At 53.3% G+C, this 18,683-nt stretch carries 13 protein-coding genes; 7 read left to right on the forward strand and 6 right to left on the reverse strand.

All coding sequences use genetic code 11. The features are described 5' to 3' along the window. Positions 1 to 197 precede the first annotated feature (197 nt). From QA596_02030 to QA596_02040, 3 genes are all read right to left on the reverse strand, one after another. A complete protein-coding gene (locus QA596_02030; GenBank protein ID MDG5766227.1) occupies positions 198 to 1,382 on the reverse strand; it encodes an endo-1,4-beta-xylanase in 1,185 nt (394 codons plus the stop codon). Positions 1,383 to 1,514: 132 nt separating this feature from the next. After that, the gene (locus QA596_02035) at positions 1,515 to 4,037 is read right to left on the reverse strand and encodes an endo-1,4-beta-xylanase (GenBank protein ID MDG5766228.1); all 2,523 of its coding nucleotides are present in this window, start codon (positions 4,035 to 4,037) and stop codon (positions 1,515 to 1,517) included. Between the two features lie 132 nt (positions 4,038 to 4,169). Further along, complete coding sequence (locus QA596_02040; GenBank protein ID MDG5766229.1) at positions 4,170 to 5,912, reverse strand: glycoside hydrolase family 43 protein; 1,743 nt, start codon at positions 5,910 to 5,912, stop codon at positions 4,170 to 4,172. A 362-nt stretch (positions 5,913 to 6,274) separates the two neighbouring features. Here QA596_02040 and QA596_02045 point away from each other — a divergent pair, with 362 nt between their 5' ends. Further along, complete coding sequence (locus QA596_02045; protein ID MDG5766230.1) at positions 6,275 to 8,314, forward strand: transketolase; 2,040 nt, start codon at positions 6,275 to 6,277, stop codon at positions 8,312 to 8,314. 356 nt (positions 8,315 to 8,670) lie between these two features. Here the strand turns inward: QA596_02045 and fsa are convergent, their stop codons facing one another. After that, positions 8,671 to 9,330, reverse strand: coding sequence for a fructose-6-phosphate aldolase (gene fsa / locus QA596_02050; GenBank protein ID MDG5766231.1), 660 nt, complete (start codon positions 9,328 to 9,330; stop codon positions 8,671 to 8,673). Positions 9,331 to 9,527: 197 nt separating this feature from the next. On the opposite strand from fsa, the gene QA596_02055 reads away from it, so the two are divergent. Further along, the gene (locus QA596_02055) at positions 9,528 to 10,586 is read left to right on the forward strand and encodes a galactose mutarotase (protein MDG5766232.1); all 1,059 of its coding nucleotides are present in this window, start codon (positions 9,528 to 9,530) and stop codon (positions 10,584 to 10,586) included. Between the two features lie 14 nt (positions 10,587 to 10,600). Beyond that, entirely contained in the window at positions 10,601 to 11,260 is a 660-nt protein-coding gene (locus QA596_02060) for an HAD family phosphatase (GenBank protein MDG5766233.1), read from the forward strand. Between the two features lie 30 nt (positions 11,261 to 11,290). Here the strand turns inward: QA596_02060 and QA596_02065 are convergent, their stop codons facing one another. After that, the gene (locus tag QA596_02065; protein MDG5766234.1) at positions 11,291 to 13,072 is read right to left on the reverse strand and encodes a PAS domain S-box protein; all 1,782 of its coding nucleotides are present in this window, start codon (positions 13,070 to 13,072) and stop codon (positions 11,291 to 11,293) included. Between the two features lie 127 nt (positions 13,073 to 13,199). Then, entirely contained in the window at positions 13,200 to 13,715 is a 516-nt protein-coding gene (locus tag QA596_02070) for a DUF3347 domain-containing protein (GenBank protein MDG5766235.1), read from the reverse strand. Positions 13,716 to 13,985: 270 nt separating this feature from the next. Here QA596_02070 and QA596_02075 point away from each other — a divergent pair, with 270 nt between their 5' ends. From QA596_02075 to QA596_02090, 4 genes are all read left to right on the forward strand, one after another. Beyond that, the gene (locus tag QA596_02075) at positions 13,986 to 15,263 is read left to right on the forward strand and encodes a mechanosensitive ion channel family protein (GenBank protein MDG5766236.1); all 1,278 of its coding nucleotides are present in this window, start codon (positions 13,986 to 13,988) and stop codon (positions 15,261 to 15,263) included. A 235-nt stretch (positions 15,264 to 15,498) separates the two neighbouring features. After that, positions 15,499 to 17,013, forward strand: a complete 1,515-nt coding sequence (locus QA596_02080; GenBank protein MDG5766237.1) for a hypothetical protein — start codon at positions 15,499 to 15,501, stop codon at positions 17,011 to 17,013. 248 nt (positions 17,014 to 17,261) lie between these two features. Beyond that, positions 17,262 to 17,543, forward strand: coding sequence for a hypothetical protein (locus QA596_02085; protein MDG5766238.1), 282 nt, complete (start codon positions 17,262 to 17,264; stop codon positions 17,541 to 17,543). A gap of 192 nt (positions 17,544 to 17,735) precedes the next feature. Beyond that, positions 17,736 to 18,674 carry a VOC family protein gene (locus QA596_02090; protein ID MDG5766239.1) on the forward strand — a complete coding sequence of 313 codons (939 nt, stop codon included), beginning with the start codon at positions 17,736 to 17,738 and terminating at the stop codon, positions 18,672 to 18,674. The last annotated feature ends 9 nt before the right edge of the window (positions 18,675 to 18,683 follow it).

Here is an 18,683-nt window from a genome sequence, read left to right on the forward strand (position 1 = left end):
TTACCCCGGCGAAAACCCGACGGTAGATGTGGAGCTATGTTGCAGTTGTGAAGCTGTGCTGTGGATACCCGGACGAACGACTGCGAATTCCATCAAACCAAAAAGGGACGTGCTCCGAATCCCGAAACACGTCCCTTTTCATTTAGACCCATTGCTGCCGTCTAAAGGGGGTCAGCCTAAAGAGGTCAGATACCCGATTATCGGGTTCGCTCCGCTCCCAGCTCGTATACAGCTTGAAAAGCGGGTTTTGCCTGGTTGTCACGGTCAAAAAGCACAGGATGGTTGACCCGTTCGTAGGGCAGATAATTAAGCCAGTGGCTGTGATCCATGTGGCCCCAGAAGGTGACGCGTGTAATGACATCACTGTGATCCAGATAAACTTCGAACAATTCCCGGTAGCGCTGCGCCTGTTCTTCCGCCACTTCCTGCGGAAGTCCGTCCACATACGGATCCGGATTTTCGCTACGCGGCGAGGGTAGCACGGTAATATCCAGCTCTGTAACCGCGACATCAATACCAAGTTCGGCGAAATCGATAATCGTCTGCCTCACGTCCTCCAGATCCGGGAAGTCCAGCAGGTTCAGGTGGCTTTGTGAACCGATACCGTGAACCGGTGCTCCGCTATCCATGACATACTGAACCAGGTCGATGGCGCCCTGACGCTTCACGGGATTGGTCTCCATATTGTAGTCATTGTAGAAGAGCCGTGCCTCGGGATCCGCTTCATGGGCAAATCTAAAGGCTTTGACCAGGTACTCCTCCCCGATGATCTCATACCATCTGGATTCACGCAGGGTTCCGTCTTCACTCACCGCCTCGTTAACCACATCCCATGAATGTACGCGTCCGGCGTAACGGCCGGCTACCGTGTGGATGTGATCGCGCATCCGCTCGATTAACGCATCGCGGCTGATAGGGTCACCGTTTTCATCTTCAAACACCCAGTTGGGAGTCTGGCTGTGCCAGACCAGGGTGTGGCCCGTGATGTGCATGCCGGCGGCTTCGGCCAGGTCCACCAGGCGATCGGCGGCATCAAAATCATAGACCCCCGGTTCGGGATGGATCTCCTCCCATTTCATAACATTTTCAGCGGTCACCTGGTTGAAGTGATGCACACCCAGTTCCAGGCCTTCATGTTGAGGAATGATTTGTCCTTCAATAAAATAGCCGCGCCGAGCCTTGCGGACGGTATCTGTCGGTATCTCGCCGCCATCGGCGTAAATCTGCGCGCGATTCAGAATGGTTCCGAGGAGAAACGCATCTTCATAGACTTCATACAAGGGCGGATCCAGTACAAGATCTGCGTTGCCGGTTTGTTCTGTTTGGCATGCTGTTGCCAGAAATAATGAGAGGGCTAAAAATGGTAATAGTTGTTTGTGCATATATCTGTACCTGTTTTTATAATTAGAGCCTCCAAGGGCCTTGTAAAAAAAGCCCGACAGCCATGGCTGCCGGGCCGAATGTAACATTCCAATGATTTTTTCAGGTGTTCGAAAACACGTCGATACCTGGTTCTACTTCACCAGCATCATGCGCTGAACATCACTGAATGATCCCGCCTGCAGGCGATACAGATAGACGCCACTGGCCAGGTTGCTGCCGTCGAAGGTCACGCTGTACTGACCCGGTGTCTGTGTGGTATTACTGACCAGCGTCTGCACAAGGCGTCCGGTAATGTCATACACCTTCAGCGATACGTTCGCCTGATCGGAGATCTCGTAGCGAATCTGTGTAGTCGGGTTGAACGGGTTCGGATAGTTGCCGTGCAAGCGGAACTGTGTCGGCTGCTCATCTGCATACAAATCGGCATCCGTAGGCATATGCCGGTACTCATCCATGTATTCGATCAGCCATTTCAACGCAGGACGTTCCTCTCCGTTGGCACGAACGAGGTTCATCTGACGACCTGGGCGCCAGCCGCCCAATCTCCATCCCCAAAGCGTAACACCCTCGACACCCGGATGCTCCCAGATAACCGGGAAGGTACGCTGATACACCTCCAGCTGATTCGCATCGGATTCATCCTGCGGGAAATCCGGATCATTAACATTTTCATCACCCGTTGGCCTTCCTGCAGCGTCATACTCGGTTACAGTGATCGGTAATCCCGTTGCTGCAAGTTGATTCAGGCTGCTTGTCAGTGTTGAACGGGTAATATTTTGCATCGTGAAATGATGCCCCTGAACACCGATCGCGTCAATCAGATCCCGCTCCTGCAACAGTTCAATGATATTGAGATGCTGATGCAGGTTGCTACCGCCGCTGAGAATACCAAAATGGTTGATCATCAGCTTGGTATGGGAGGGGAAGATATCACGTGCCATTTCAAAAGCGGTGATGATCCAGTCCCACCCGGTTTCGCCCGAACCGCCAAGCGCATCCATATACGGTGGATTTGCAAAACCGGGCTCGTTGACCACTTCCAGGTGGTCGATATCCGGATAGCGTTCCGCAACGGCCCTGAACCAGTCTTCGACAGCCTGCAGTTGCTCTTCCTCGGACAGATCATCAATCCAGGCGGGTTGTTGCGAGCCCCAGACCAGAACATGGAACCGGAACGGCCAGCCATTGTCCTTGGCAAGGTTGTAAGCCGCATCCAGGTTGGTCCAGTTGTATTCTCCGCGGGTTCTCTCGACACTGCCCCATTTTCCGGCATTTTCCGGCGCAACCTGGTTCCAGTAATTTTCAAAGTTCTCAAGCTGCGGAGGTTCCCAGATGTTTCCAAGGAACTTGTCAAGGCCATCGGCAAGCGGCGGTCCAGGATGAATTTCGATCGGATCATCCGGAATCTCGGAAACACCGGGCTGCACGTTGTTCAGCATATTGACCGTGTAAAACAGGTCGGCACGCCCGAAGGCAATACGATGCATATCGAAGTCGGTTTCGCGGCCACCGATCTGGAAGACGATGGTGGTATCGTCGCTGTCGACATGGTAGGTCACACCGTCATTGTGGTAGTTGCCATCGGAAATATTCAGCCACTTCCAGATTCCCACGCCCGCAGCGCCACCATCGGTCACCCATTCACCGGGCTCGCTATAGCCGGCCACATCAATTTGGTTGGCAAACAGCCATGTGGTATCCTCTGCGGCCATTTCACCCCTCAGGCTATCGGGATAGAAAAAGCTGTCGTCGTCGGCTGCACCGGGACCAACACGGCCGCGCATGTAAAGCTTGTATTCACCGGCATAGGGAAAGGTTACCTCAAGGGTAACAATATGATCTTCACTGATCGGACTTGCCCAGATATCCGACCAATCGGGATCAGCCGGATCGGCGATATCCCAGCCATCCTGGGTTATGGTGATATATTCAAAGCTGTCGTCTCCATCCTCTTCGGTCGAAACTTCAAAAAAGCTGCCGACCTGGCCTTCCGCAAGGTCAACCACAACAGGCATTCTTCGAGCGGGAGCCTCTTGCGTGAGAACGATCTGCAGGTTATCCACATAAATCACATTACCGACGTTATCGCCAAAACTGAAATGGAGCGGTGCCCGGATTTCCGTCTCCTGATCGGTCACGGTAAAATCCAGTTCGTAAAGAGTCCACTCACCGGCTACCAGGTTCTGGCTGGAACGGCCGTACTCATTGAAATCATAATTACCAATGGTGACATCGACCGGACCGTCGTTTTCCGCCTTCATCCACACACTCATAAGGTAGGATGCACCGGGCTCTACCGGGATGCCGTCACCGATAACCTGAATATTCCAGGCGTTGGCACCAACTGCATTGACGGTAGTCCGGAGCGACTTTTCACCATCCTGGGCATCATAGTCGACGATTTCGAAATCGGCATCGGCATCTCCACCCAGTTCAAGCACCCAGCCCGGAATACCCGTAAGGTCTTCAACCGGACCCAGCTCCGCGTCCTCGAAACTACCATTGACATTAACCGGAACCGGTCCGGTTTCTCCGTTAGGATCTCCATTGCCATTTCCGTTCTCTTCCGCCAGGACACTTCCGGTGGCAAACAGAAACAGGAAAGCACTGACGAACACTCCAAAAAGCGCGCGTTTTTTCAGTATCGATTTCATGTCATTACTCCTGTGTTAATTGATTGATTGATTGATTGATTGATTGAAAAAGGCAATATTCATCGTTGCAACAAAACTGGTGGATGATGCCGTGACCAGGCGGGAATGAGTCCGAGCTGCAGCGGCCTAACCCTAATTTTCGGAATACGAGTACATACCAAAAAATGAGCCGATAAAGCCACCTGCCCTCTCGGTACTCAAGACCTTTCCATCGGCGCCTTCATACAGCAATTCCCAGCGGTTTTCAGTTAGACTGTAGTAAAAGTCGTACTCGTCTTCACGGGCCTCGATTCGAAGATAAACGGGAGAATCAGTGTCATACTCCAGCGGTTTTGAAGCCAGAATGACAGTGGTTCCGCCGGAAGTATCGCCGGATCGTTTTTCCAGCTGGATAACCGGTTGTTCGGCGCCTTCTTCAAGCGTAACTCCCAGAAAGAAATAGTTGTTTTCGCGTTGAAAGGCAACCATCCCTGCGGCATCGCCCGGAGCCGAGGGCCGGTAGGTCATGGCGGTCGACGCAATCGCCCGTGCATGCTGCAGACGTCGGCCGATGAAGGACGGATTGCCACCGTCGCTGATGTGCACCGGCCTGGGCTGAATCTTCAGCATGCCATTGTCGAGCTCATACCACTTCTCCGTTGGTGTCCGGATAAAACTCCAGTAGAGTGCCAGCTCATCCTCCTCAAAGGTATCCAGAAGCGTGAAGTTTCCGGTCAGCGGAATTTCGGGCGTATCCTGCAAAGGCAAATCGGGGCGGGGATGGGTATACGGTACCGTTTCATCGCCTTTCAGAATAATCGGCCAGCCGTCGTCGGTCCACTCCACCGGGAGCATGAATGTTTCCCTTCCGGTATTGAAATAGGTTCCCTCATAGGGGCGCACACCCAGAAATACCGCCCACCACTCACCGTTCTGGGTTTCCACAATATCGGCATGACCGGTATTATCTACCGGGAACGGCCGGTCACGGTCAAGATGACGCTGGGTGAGAATCGGATTCCCCTCGTAGGGTACATAGGGGCCGGTAGGCGAGTCCGCCCGAAAGGCCACTTGGGAGTGCTGATGCCCGGTTCCACCTTCGGCGGCAATCAGCAGATACTGGCCGTCAATTTTCTTCAAATGGGGGGCTTCGATCCAGATCGGCTCCTGGGTGATGTCCACGCCGCCGTCGACAATCACCTGGTCGGGACCGGTGGTCTGGGTTTCCGGATCATACTCCTGGATCCACAGTGCCCGGTGCCCTTCATAAAGCGGTTCGCCTTCGGGAGGTCCGTTATTTAAAATGTAGATGGTACCGTCATCGTCAAAAAATATGGACGGATCGATTCCCTGCACATCCGTTAGCCACACCGGCTCCGACCAGGATCCCGGCACGGATGGGTCTTCCGAGGTGACCAGGAAGTTACCGCCACCGTTGACGACCGTAGAGAGGACATAGAAGGTACCATCATGGTAGTTGATGGTCGGAGCAAAGACACCATAAGACATTTCCAGGCCTTCCAGGTCCAGCTGCGAAGGTCGGTCAAGCACATGCCCGATCTGGGTCCAGTTCACAAGGTCCCTGCTGTGGAAAAGCGGAATACCCGGATAGACCGAAAAAGTGGAGTGTACCATGAAATAGTCCGCCCCGTGGCGAATAATGCTGGGGTCGGGGTAGAACCCCGCAATCAAAGGATTCTGGTACTCATCTTCTCCCGGAACGAACTGTTCAAATACGGTATCCTGACCGGTGTACTCAAACCAGTGGAATGCCGGCACACCGGCTTCCGGAGCTGCCCGATAATCGGAATCGGGGCCACAGCCCGGCAAAACAGACAATACCGCCACTGCCAGGCCGGCCAGCAACGGTAAACAAACATGACCCTGTGAATTCATACTTTTGATAAGTTTATTCTTTTACGAAATGGCAAGAGACAGAAACCGCTAATGCACCACATCATTCATCAACTGGCGCAAATCCTTTGTTGCCAATGTGCCCATCTGTCGGCAAGCGCTTCCACAAACAAGTGAATTATTACGATCTTGCCCAAAAAATTGTTCACATTGACGCAAATATCCCGCTAAAAAAAGTACTCTTTTTGGGTACCAAGCGCAAGCTGCCGGAATGAAAAACAGCCGAATATCGCCGGATAAAAAACCTTTATTTTATCCGTATTTTCCTTAAATTTGACCCAAATTTGCTTTATCTGAAGGAACACAAAACCAAACCGAATAACAGGCATTATCAGGTAGTCAATATGGAAAATATTTCAAAAAAAGCAGCAGATAATATTCGCATTTTGTCGGCGGCCATGGTGGAAAAAGCCGGCTCGGGTCATCCGGGCGGTGCCATGGGCGGTGCCGATTTCGTCCACGTCCTGTTCAGTGAATTTATGGTATACGACCCGAAGGATCCGGAATGGGCGTTTCGTGACCGTTTTTTCCTGGATCCCGGACATATGTCGCCCATGCTCTACTCCGCGCTTGCGCTTACGGGTGATTACACCATGGACGATATTCGCAACTTCCGGCAGTGGGGCAGCATCACCCCCGGACACCCGGAACTGGATGTCAAGCGCCGGGTCGAAAACACCTCCGGACCGCTGGGACAGGGGCACGCCAACGCACTGGGCGCCGCTATAGCCGAGCGTTTTCTGGCGGATCGTTTCGGTGAGTGGCTCAAGCACAAGACCTACGCTTTCATATCCGATGGCGGCATCCAGGAAGAGATTTCACAGGGCGTCGGACGTATCGCCGGTTACCTTGGGCTTTCGAATCTCATCATGTTTTTTGATTCCAATGATATTCAGCTCTCCTCCACTACCGACGATGTAACGCATGAAGATACAGCGAAGAAATATGAGGCGTGGGGATGGAAGACAGTAACCATCGACGGCCACGACCACGACGCCATCCGCAAAGCGCTCAGCGATGCCAATGCGGAGACCGAGCGGCCTACGCTGATCATCGGCAAGACGATCATGGGCAAGGGTGCTGTCGATGCCGACGGCAACAACATGGAGAGACTCAACTCCACACATGGCCAGCCGCTCAGCGGTGCCGGATGTTCGTTTGAGAAGACTATCGAGAACCTCGGGGGCGATCCTTCAGATCCGTTCCAGATCAGAGACGATGTCAGGGAATACTACAATGAGGTGAACCGCAAGAAGTCCGAGGAAGTCAGCCGCCGCAGAGAAGAGCAGAAAAAGTGGGAAGCGGAGAACAGCGAGCTTGCCGCCAAACTGAAGTTATTCCTGTCCAATGAAATCCCGGATATAGACTTCAGCCAGATCAAGCAGAAGGAAGGTGTGGCCACACGCGGAGCTTCCGGAGCCGTGCTGGCGTATCTGGCCGACCATGTCGAGAACATGATTGTGGCTTCGGCAGATCTCTCCAACAGCGATAAAACCGATGGTTTCCTGAAGAAGACCACCAGTTTCAAAAAAGGTGATTTCTCCGGCGCGTTTCTCCAGGTCGGCGTATCGGAACTCACCATGGCGGCCATCGCCAGCGGTATGGCCCTGCATGGCGGCGTGATTCCGGTATGCGCGACCTTCTTCGCGTTTTCCGATTTCATGAAACCCGCGGTCAGGCTCGCCGCCCTGATGGAGCTTCCGGTCATCTATGTATGGACTCACGACTCCTTCCGTGTCGGTGAAGACGGCCCAACTCATCAGCCTGTTGAGCAGGAGGCGCAAATCCGCCTGCTGGAACACCTCAAAAACCACTCCGGCAAAAACGGCCTGCTGGCCCTGAGGCCTGCCGATGCTGTGGAAACGACCATAGCCTGGGAAATGGCGCTCAAGAACCGTGCAACCCCCACCGCACTGATCCTCACCCGTCAGAACATCCCGCCGGTGTGGACCAACGGCCGTGACCGTGCCACATCGGCACAGGAAGCAGCCAAAGGCGCCTATATTGTTAACGACGGTGCGGAAAATCCTGATATCACACTGGTAGCCAACGGATCGGAAGTTTCCACCGTGGCCGCGGTTGGCGAATCACTTGCGAAAGAAGGCGTTAACGTCCGCGTGGTCTCCGCCATTTCCGAAGGCCTGTTCCGCACCCAGCCGGAATCCTACCAGAAGGAGATCATCCCGCAGGACGGACCGGTTTTCGCACTTACTGCCGGACTGCCCGTGACCATGCAGGGATTGATTCCTCCTCAGGGAGTGAGTGTTGGTCTCGATCATTTCGGTTACTCGGCTCCCGCCGGAGTACTGGACGAGAAGTTCGGATATACCCCGGAAACGGCCGGACCCAAAATCCGGGCCTACCTCAAGGAGCAGCAGAAATAGAAATCGGTTATTGGAGACAGGCGTGCGGATACCCGGTGTGTCCGCCGCCGCCTTCCACCTCCGGATTTCAGAAATAAAAAAACCCGTCTCTCTTAAATGAGGACGGGTTTTTTTGTTACCGATTCGGGATTTCCCGCGAACTGACTGGACTCGCAAAGTAAACCAGTCCGACATCCACGCAATATGGATAAGATACTTGCCGGCACCAAGACAGTACTGCAGAAGCAACGCATTTCGAAAAGGCACCTCGCCAAAATCCGGTACTCTTCGCGGAGTACGGTCAGAACGCGCAACCCTCCCCGCCGAATAGCAGGGAGAATCCTTTACGGCCAGGTCACGCTAATGGAACCGCGATATCAGCCTTTGAGGGATGCCTGAAGCTTGTCCCAGTCGGCCAGAAAGTTTTTAAGGCCGATATCGGTCAGCGGATGCTTGATCAGCTTCTCAATTACGCCGAACGGCATGGTTGCAACATGTGCGCCCATCCGGGCCGAATCCACAAGGTGCATCGGGTGGCGGATACTGGCCACCAGCACTTCGGTATCCAGGGCGTAGTTGTCGTAGATTTCGACAATCTCCTGGATCAGCTGCATGCCGTCGGTCGAGATATCATCCAGACGGCCGACAAACGGAGAGATGTAGGTAGCGCCGGCCTTGGCGGCAACCAGTGCCTGGGTCGGGGAAAAGCAAAGCGTACAGTTGGTGTCGATACCCTCTTCGGTGAGCGTCTTGATCGCCTTGATACCGTCCTTGATCAGGGGGATCTTTACCACGACATGCTCGGAAATTTTGGCGACGCGGTGCGCCTCCTCCATCATCCCCTTGTAGTCGGTGGATACCACCTCGGCGGAAACAGGGCCCTGAACCAGATCACAAATCTCGCCGATAAATGCGTCGAAATCGGAAATCCCCTCTTTGGCGCAAAGTGACGGATTGGTAGTTACACCATCCAGCACGCCCATATCATGCGCTTCACGGATTTCCTTGAGGTTAGCGGTGTCGATAAAAAATTTCATCTTGCTGTAATGTTTAGAGTTGAACGAATTTGTCGTTTTCTGATATTGAATTCTAAAATACGTATGTTATTCTCAATATTATAAAATACGCTTTTTTACCACCGTATAAAAAGGATAATTATCCTGCGTTTTCAGGATAATTTCGCTCCTCCTCAATACGTACTATTCCATTTTATCTGCAGCAAGCTGCTATAACCATGACCAAAAACCGTACCTCTGCACCCGCCTCAGGGATCCGGCCGTTCGGCCGCGCCCCGGGCAGCGAAACCGTCTTCCTGATCACCTTGAAGAACAAACGGAATACGACCGTCTCAATTACCAATTACGGCGGGATTGTGACTTCCATCCGGGTACCCGACCGGGACGGAGCGTTTGCCAACGTGGTGCTGGGATTTGATGATTTCGATTCATACTTGCAGCCTCACCCCTTCTTCGGGGCGCTGATCGGACGCTATGCCAACCGTATCTCCGACAGCTCCTTCACCCTGAACGGACAGCGCTATGAACTTACCCCCAGCGAAGGGCCCAATCAGCTGCACGGCGGACCGGCAGGGTTCGACAAGGTCATCTGGGAATTTGATAATCCCGACTCGAATACCCTCATACTCACCTATGACAGCCCGGATGGTGAAGAGGGATTTCCCGGCAACCTGCAGGTTACCGTTACCTATACCCTCACCGACGATAACGAGCTCAAAATCGACTACCGGGCCCGGTCCGACCGGGACACGCATGTCAACCTCACCAACCACTCCTATTTCAACCTCACCGGTAACCCGGAGCTTTCGGTTCTGGACCATCAGCTGCTGATCAAGGCCAAAGCCTATACGCCCGTAGACCAGGCCTCCATTCCCACCGGAGAGATCACACCGGTGGCGGGAACACCCTTTGACTTCAACGTAGCGAAAGCCATAGGCCGTGACATCAACGCCCTGGAAAACGGCTATGATCACAACTATGTGCTTGGAGATGAAATCACTGATTTTCCCAAGAGAGTCGCCGTTGCAACCGACCCGTCAACCGGGCGAAAACTGGAAACCTTCACCGACAAACCGGGCATGCAGCTCTATACCGGCGGCGGCCTGTCCGGTGACATCGGAGGTCCGGGTACTCCTGCTTTCCGAAAATTTGGCGGATTCTGCCTGGAAACCCAGTTTTTCCCGGATTCGCCCAACAACGACCATTTTCCGTCCTCTGTACTGAAGGCGGGCGACGAGTACCGGACCACTACCATATACCGGTTTTCCACACAATAATTATTACATTTTTTATGTCCTTTTCTTTTGGTGTCCTTTTTGATATGGACGGCGTTCTGGTTGACAGCAACCCGGTCCACAAGAAGGCTATTCAAATGTTTTGCGCCAGGCATGGCAAGGAACTGACCGAATCGTTCCTGCAGGAACATATCTACGGCCGTACCAACAAGGAGTGGATTCCCGCGCTGTTCGACGGGATTACCGCTGAGGAGACCGACGCGCTCGGGGACGAAAAAGAGGCGCTGTTCCGCAGCATTTTTTCACCTCGCGACGCTGTCATCAAAGGCCTGTTGCCGTTTCTGGATAGTTTGCGGGACAGTCGGATTCCCATGGCTGTGGCCACCTCCGCTCCCATGGAAAACGCCCGTTTTATCCTGGAAGGGCTCGGCATCACCGATATCTTCAATGCCGTTCTTAGCTCCTCGGATGTTGAAATCGGAAAACCCCACCCCGACATCTACCTGAAAGCCGCGCACAGGATCAGCATGGCTCCGGCCGGGTGTGTTGTGATCGAGGATTCCATTGCCGGCATGGAGTCGGGATTGAGGGCCGGAGCGACCGTGATCGGAATCACCAGCACACACTCTCGACGGGAGCTGTCGGACTGCCACCTGGTTGTCGACTCCTTTGATGAACTGTCTCTATCCGCACTTGAAAATCTGACGGGGCGGTAGCGTCACAACATCGGGCATACGGTTTGCCGTTCAGGAATCCGCCAGAAGGATATCTTCGAATTCTATGGTGAAAGTTGTCCCGCTCTCCCTTTCGACACTCACTTTTCCTTTCAACTGGCTAACAAGCATATGCACCAGCCGCAATCCGAAGCTTTCGCTGTTTTCGATAGATACTGATTCCGGCAATCCTTTGCCGTTATCCCCGCAGATAAAAGTGACCGTGTCCCCTTCCTTTCGGGTCGATATTCGGATTTCCGGCTTTTCCACACCCTCAAAGGCATACTTCATCGAGTTGGTAATCAGTTCATTCAGAATGATACCCAGTAAAGCCGCGCTTTGGGTACTCAAATCAAAAGTGTCGGTTCCGGTATTAGCAACAACGTTTTCGGAGTAATTGAAAAAACTGTTCATCTGATCCACCAGCCCCCCCAAATACTGTTGGATATTAATCCGCTGATGCCGGTCCGACTGATTCAGCGTTTCGTAAAGAGCCTTCATACTCAATATCCTTGCGGCTGCATCCTCAAGTACCTGCTTCCCGTTTTCCGTTGTTGCTTCAAAAGATTCCAGCGAAAGCAGACTGTGCAGAATACCGAGGTTGTTTTTGACACGATGATTGATCTCCCTGAACTGCAGATCCTTGTCCGACAACAGTTTCTGAAGACCTTCCTCCACCTTCTTACGATGTGTGACATCACGAATAATGCTCATGACGGCCGGTTTCCCTTGCCAAGTGATAAACGAGGCGCTCAGTTCTACGGGTATTCTGGTACCGTCTTTGGCAATGTGGCATGTATCCAGAATTCTGTCGGGGATGGTTCCACCCAGATTGTTGACGCTTGCCTTTCCGATTGCAGGATCCACAAGGGGCAAACCATCCGGAATCAGTTCATTCCTTGAGTACCCCAGCTGTTCAATAACGGCATCATTTACTTTCAGCACTTTGCCGGCGTAATCGATGATCCAGACCGGGTCGTATATCCGGTTGATCAGCTCGGTAATATCGTAATCATCAACAATTCGCTGTTCTTCTTTCTGTATACGATCGGTAATGATTTCAGAATAGAGTATCAGGCCGCCGACACCACCATGCTGGTCGCGCCAGGGTCTGGCTTCCCACCGCAGCCAGTCAAGCGTACCGTCCTCCCTCACGTAAGCATCCCGGTCGGAACTCAGTGATTCCCCGGCAAGCACCCTGCTGTGCATTTCACCCCATTTGCTGTGCAGATTGGGAAACACCTCATCGTGATGTTTTCCGGTTATGGGTTCAAGGGATTGGCAAAAATTCTCCCGGTACGCCTTATTCGCAAAAAGATAGAACCTGTTTGAATCGAGGATAGCCACGGCATAATGACTTTGCTCCATGGCATCTTTCACCAGTTGGTCTACCTGCCTCTTGTGCTTCAGTTCTTCCCCGGCAGCTTTCCGGTCATGATGCGCCTTCAACATCATCCGCAATGCCGCACCGACGATATCGTGGCCCGATTCCCGAACAAGAAACCCCTCACACCCTGATTCCGGGATTTTCTGAAGCGCGGCAGTTTGATCCTGTGAAACCAGCAGGAGAACCGGCAGACTGCATGCATTCCGGATTTTTTCGGCGCTTTCCAGATCCTCCGTTTCCGTTTCCGGGCGGATGGTGACAACCACCAGGTCAATGCCCGGCATCAAAGTCAGGATTTCAATAGCCCGTCCCGCCGTAGCTGCCGGGATGACATTGTACCCGAGTTTTTCAAATAGTGACTTGTCTTCATTGCCGGTTTGCCGGTTCGGACAGGCAAACAGCATGGACTTCTGGTAGTTACCGGTCATTCATGTTAATAAGGATCCTGGATAGGCCCGAAAAGCTAATTGAAGGCGCCGCTTTTCAGGATAAAAAAAATAATTTTATTTCACCGGTCAGTACCGGCCCAACACAAAAAATAAGTCTGCCGTCCGGCTAAAGCTCAGCGATTACCCGGCCACACTCAAGGTTTTCAGGGCCGTGGTAGGGATTGGCTACCCGGTCGGAGTCGTTCAGCCATACAACATCCTCATCCCCATAATCACCACAGACAAAGACGTAAAGTGTTTCACCCGGATTCCCAAACTCCTCGAGCATTGCTATCATCTCCTCGGAGAACTCATGAAGTGCCTGCCGCTGGCCATTGATGTCTTCGGCATCAACAATATTACCGGCGAGAGACATCATCACTTGCTGGTATCCTTCCCAGGTAGAAACGACATCCTCCTCAAATATTTCGTGCGGAGTTGTTGCGATAGTGGTTTCCAGGCGTTCGGCCCACGCGGCCGACAGATCGTCGCGGTTGTGAACCAGCCCGTTTTTGGTGTTCATGTATTGCTCAATGATCCGGTTGATCCGTTCATTGACTTCCTGGGCCGACTGTGCAGTAGCCGGAACCGTCGCAGTCAGAAAGACTAGCGATATCAATACAAAGCAATAGTATCTCATCATATACCTCTCTTTCGTTGAAGTTCAGGTAACATTCAGACAGCTTCTGTTATCAAGATGTACATATTTAAGTGAAAAGAAAAGCGCTTTTTGAATCATTTGCCTGCATTAGTCCTCTATCGGTCGTTTTAAAAATCTTTCATATGCCCGGATCTATCACTACTTTCAAAAACGGCTGGTGCTGCTTTTTTTGAGTCATGCCAGATACTTGAACAGATAATTCCAAAACGGAAATTTCGTCCCATTATGGTCCCTCTAACTCCTTTTCCGTCAATGGAACAATCGGGCACATCTCTGATCCGGTGGGTGACCGATCTTCTGCCGGAATCATGGCACTTTTCCGGCATCGAAACGCTGATCGGGATACTCCTGCTGTTGGTACTGGTTGCCTTTCTCCACCTGATCGTAAGAGGCTGGCTGCTGAAGCTGTTCCAGAAGCTCAGCCGCACCGCCCGAAACCCGTGGTACGATGCGCTTTTGCAAAACCGGCTGCCGCAGCGAGCCCTGTTTCTGCTACCCCTGCTGATCTTTTACATAGGCTTCGAATGGGTCTCCGACCTGCCGGAAGAGCTTCTTGAGTTCTTTATGCGGATGATCAATGCGGTAATGATACTGGTCATCGCCAGAAGCAGTGACAGTTTTCTGTCGGCCATTCACACCCTGCACCTGCAAAAAGAGGAGTCACATCGGCGCCCCATCAAAAGCTACATTCAGCTCGGCAAGGTGCTGATTTACCTGATCTCCGCCATACTGATCATCGCTCAGCTCGCGGGACAGTCACCCTGGTACTTCCTGAGCGGAATCGGGGCCATGACAGCCATTTTTATGCTGGTTTTCCGGGACACACTGCTTTCACTGGTGGCCAGTGTGCAACTGACCAATAACGACCTGGTGCGTGTGGGCGACTGGATCGAGATGCAGCAGTTTGGTGCCGACGGTGACGTTATCGACATTGCGCTGAACAGCGTGCGCGTCCAGAACTGGGACAAAACCTACGCCATTATCCCCACCCACAAGTTTCTGGAGCACAGTTTTCGCAACTGGCGAGGCATGCAGGAGAGCGGCGGCCGGCGTATGATGCGCTCCCTGCTCATCGACATCGAAAGCATCCGGTTTCTCACCCTTCCTGAAGTGGAACGGCTGAAGGAGTCCTATCTACTGCGCAAGTATATCACCGACAAGCTGGAAGATGTCCACAAGTACAACCAGCAAAACCTGACCAGCCCCGGATCCATCACCAACGGACGCTGGCTCACCAATATCGGTACCTTTCGTGCATACGCCTTTGCATACCTGAAACACCATCCTCTGATCAACAAGGAGCTCTTTACCCTTGTCAGACAGCTCGAACCCACTCCAAACGGCCTGCCCCTTCAGCTCTACGGCTTCACGAAAAGCACCCAATGGGGAGATTACGAACAGGTTCAAGCCGATATCTTTGATCACATGCTGGCCATTATGCCCGAGTTCGGCCTGCGCCACTACCAGCACCCCTCCGGCTGGGATTTCGGCAAAATCCACAGCGGCAACCGGTCGGATGGCGCACACTGAAAAAAAACGCATGGCCATGCAGTGATTATTTTCATGCCGCAAGTGTAGATTGCACGTGTCCCGCCGTCCGGCGTAACTTGCTGTTTATTGTGCGTAATCAATTGAGGAGCCCGCCATGAAATCTCCCGCACTTGCCCGTCTCCCCGTATGTGACGTTCACGCGCTACGGCCCCTTCGTTTTCGTAATCCGGTTGCTGCCCCGCGACCTTTTCCGCTCCACCGGATGATATGCAGTTTGTGTGGACTGATCCTTCTTCTGGCCCTTCCACTGTTCGCACATTCCATGAATGCAGGAGCTTCCGGAGAGCCCGGTGGAAAGGGGGTCATCCAGCAAAGCAGCCAGCGGGTTTTGACGTTCCGTTCCGATGCCGACGGCATGCTGCTGGTGTCTCCGGACAGTAACGACATCCCAACCGCTCTTCCTTTCGGGAAAAAAATCATCCTTACCGGCAGCCATCACAGTCGTATCCGCACCCTGGAAATCCGGCAGTTTTTTGGCGATCATGAATCGGTGGTGCCGGTAAACCTCCAGGGGAGGCACTGGAGCGCCGTAACCGGTCCCTTTCCGCCCAACGAGGATGTCGTTTTTCTTTTCAGCCTTGCTACCGACCTGACCGCCTCCGACAAACAGACCATTCTGGATCAGTTCAGAAAATCCCTCGGTGAGTTTGTCGGGGAGCTGCGTGTTGACGGGCTGGATGACCGACAATTCCGCGACTCGATGAGGGTCTGGCTGGATGAGTATATGCCGCCGGAATTTGAGGACTATGCCGACCGTGACGGACGGACTCTTCGCAGTATTATTGTCGAAGCAGCACTGGACCGCGACCTCTCCGCGGTCAGAGACAGTCTCATCAACGCACAGCGAAACATGACCGGACTGCGTCCGGTAATTGAGCATTTAATGATAGAGACCGACAAACAGAAGCATCAGACACTGGATTCCCTCCGGCAACTGGCTCTGGAAGCACCTGATGACGATTCCCCGCAGCGGGAGGAGCTGGAAGAATCCCTGGGCAACTGGTTCCGCGACCTGAAAGAGCTGGGGCAATCGGTTCTGGATGCCCCCAACCTGCTATATGTATCCCGCCCGCTGCCTGCCGCTGAATATATCAGACGCTTCGATGACCTTTCCGAGCGTTTGAACCGGTTCGGATCGAAGCTCCGGGAATGGGGTGCAGACGATCCCCCCTTTCTCACAGCCATGCGCAATCATAAGCAGGGCCTTAAACTGGTATCCGAAAGTTACCTGAACTCGTTGCAGACCCTGCACACCGCGCACACCCGGATCGTAGCCGACGCAACGCAAGAAGTCGAGCAGGCCGAGCTGGTATCGGCGGCCTCCTTCTCCTCGGAAATCGGCACCAAGGATATTGAATCGTACGCGGGATTTGATGTGGGTCCGCTGGTAATCCCCGCCGCCGAAGCCTATGGCTACTTTTTCACCGTCAACATCTATCCCGGCAAGGTGGATGCCAACCGCGACCCGAGACACTGGTACAAGGACCGGCTCAGCCTTACGGCGGGAATCGGCCTTACTACCCCATATCTTGATGCCGACGGCCCCGTGTTTTATGCCGGTGCGGGATACCGAATCAACAGGGCTTTCCGGGTAACCGGAGGGGCCACGTTCTACCGGCCCGAAGGTGACGACAGCCTGAAATGGATGTTCGGTACCGGTGTAACCCTGCACTTCCGCTTTATCAACGACCTGCTGCACATTTTCAGCGGATCGACCACCGGGTTTTAATCCTTTTACCCGACAGTTACACGCAACCACGGTTTGAACCCATGATCCACTTCCTTTGCCCCATTACCCGTTTCCCGGGCCGCTTGTACCCGGCTTGTTCCCGGAGAACCGGGTTGTAACTCCGGTTGCCATTCATTGCAATCCGGCACACCACTATCTCCTCTTTCACATGCTCTAACCATTGATTTTTTCCCCAACCAGCACAATCATCCAACCTGACAAACCAATAAATTCCGGGAGTTTGACGTATGGCTTTAATAATTCTCAATCTTTCAACCACAACCGACAGCTCCGGCAAGTGTCTGGTAAGCATGGATGTCGGTGACACTCAAAACACCGGAAAAACCGGCCGGCTGAAACTGCATATTGGCGAGAGCCGGATCCTGGAGCAGGAAGTCACTCTGCGTTTCCCGATGCAAAACGTGACATTCGAGGTGCCTGGAGACGGACGTAATTACACCGTCAAGGCCGTCCTGATCTGCGGAGACGAAAAGCGGGAACTTGTCCAGGATCTGAAATTTTGCGGTTAATCCGGACCGCGATGAGGTCCCGAACGATATGCGCTCCCAATGCGTTAGCCCATTCAAACAAACACTAAAACGTCTGCTTTGTACCTAAATAGTTGATCAGTCAACTATTTTCTGCCGGTGGCCATCCACAGTCACATACAAACAAGGCGGCCAAAGAACCCACAAGCGTTTACACTCTAATGAGGAATTGACATGAAATCAAAAGACAAGGGCCTGCATCATATTACGATCATCGCCGGACCGGCGCAGGACAACTATGAGTTTTATACAAAAACGTTGGGACTCAGATTGGTGCTCAAGTCGGTCAACCAGGACGACCCTGGCACCTGGCACCTCTTCTATGCCAACGGAAGCGGCCAGCCGGGCTCCAGTATCACTTTCTTCCCGTTCCGCCTGGCGTCCCGTACCCCCGCAGGCACGGGCGAGGCCGTAGCCGTTTCATTTTCGGTGCCGGATCATTCCCGGGATTTCTGGGAAAATCACTTCCGGGAAAACCAGGTGGAAACTGGAGAAGCTTTTCGTCGCTTCGGTCTCGATGTACTGCCGTTCCGCGACCCAGACGGGCTGCAGCTTGAGCTGGTCTTCGACCCGGAAGTAAACGAACAGCCGGGCTGGGAAAACGGGCCGCTGCCCGCCGGGAACAGTATCCGCGGGTTCTGGGCTAGCACTCTGCTGATCACCGAAACGGAAACGACCGCACGCATTCTGGAAGAGGTCATGGACTTCGAACTGGCCGAAACGGAAGGCAACCGCAGCCTGTATCGCACAGCCAGTCCGATCGGCAATGCAATTATTCTGGAAAAAGCGGAAAAGGCCGACCCGAGGCATCCCGGCCGCGGTACCGTGCACCATGTCGCGTTTCGTGCCAACGACCGTGAGGATCTTGAGCGTATGCGGAGCCTGGTGGAAAACATGGGGCTTCAGCCGACACCGGTCATTGACCGGCATGTATTCCAGTCGGTTTACTTCCGGACACCCGCCGGTGTTCTGTTTGAAATGGCAACCGATCCTCCAGGATACAAATCGGTGGTAGAGCGTGAAGAGGATATGGGACGTGAGCTGTTCCTTCCCCCCTGGCTGGAGTCGCAGCGTAACAAAATCGAAGCCGCTCTGGATCCGCTGGAAGCCTGACCTTCAGGC

The sequence above is a fragment of the Balneolales bacterium ANBcel1 genome, from assembly GCA_029688905.1.
In the GTDB taxonomy this organism is placed as follows: domain Bacteria; phylum Bacteroidota; class Rhodothermia; order Balneolales; family Natronogracilivirgulaceae; genus SLLW01.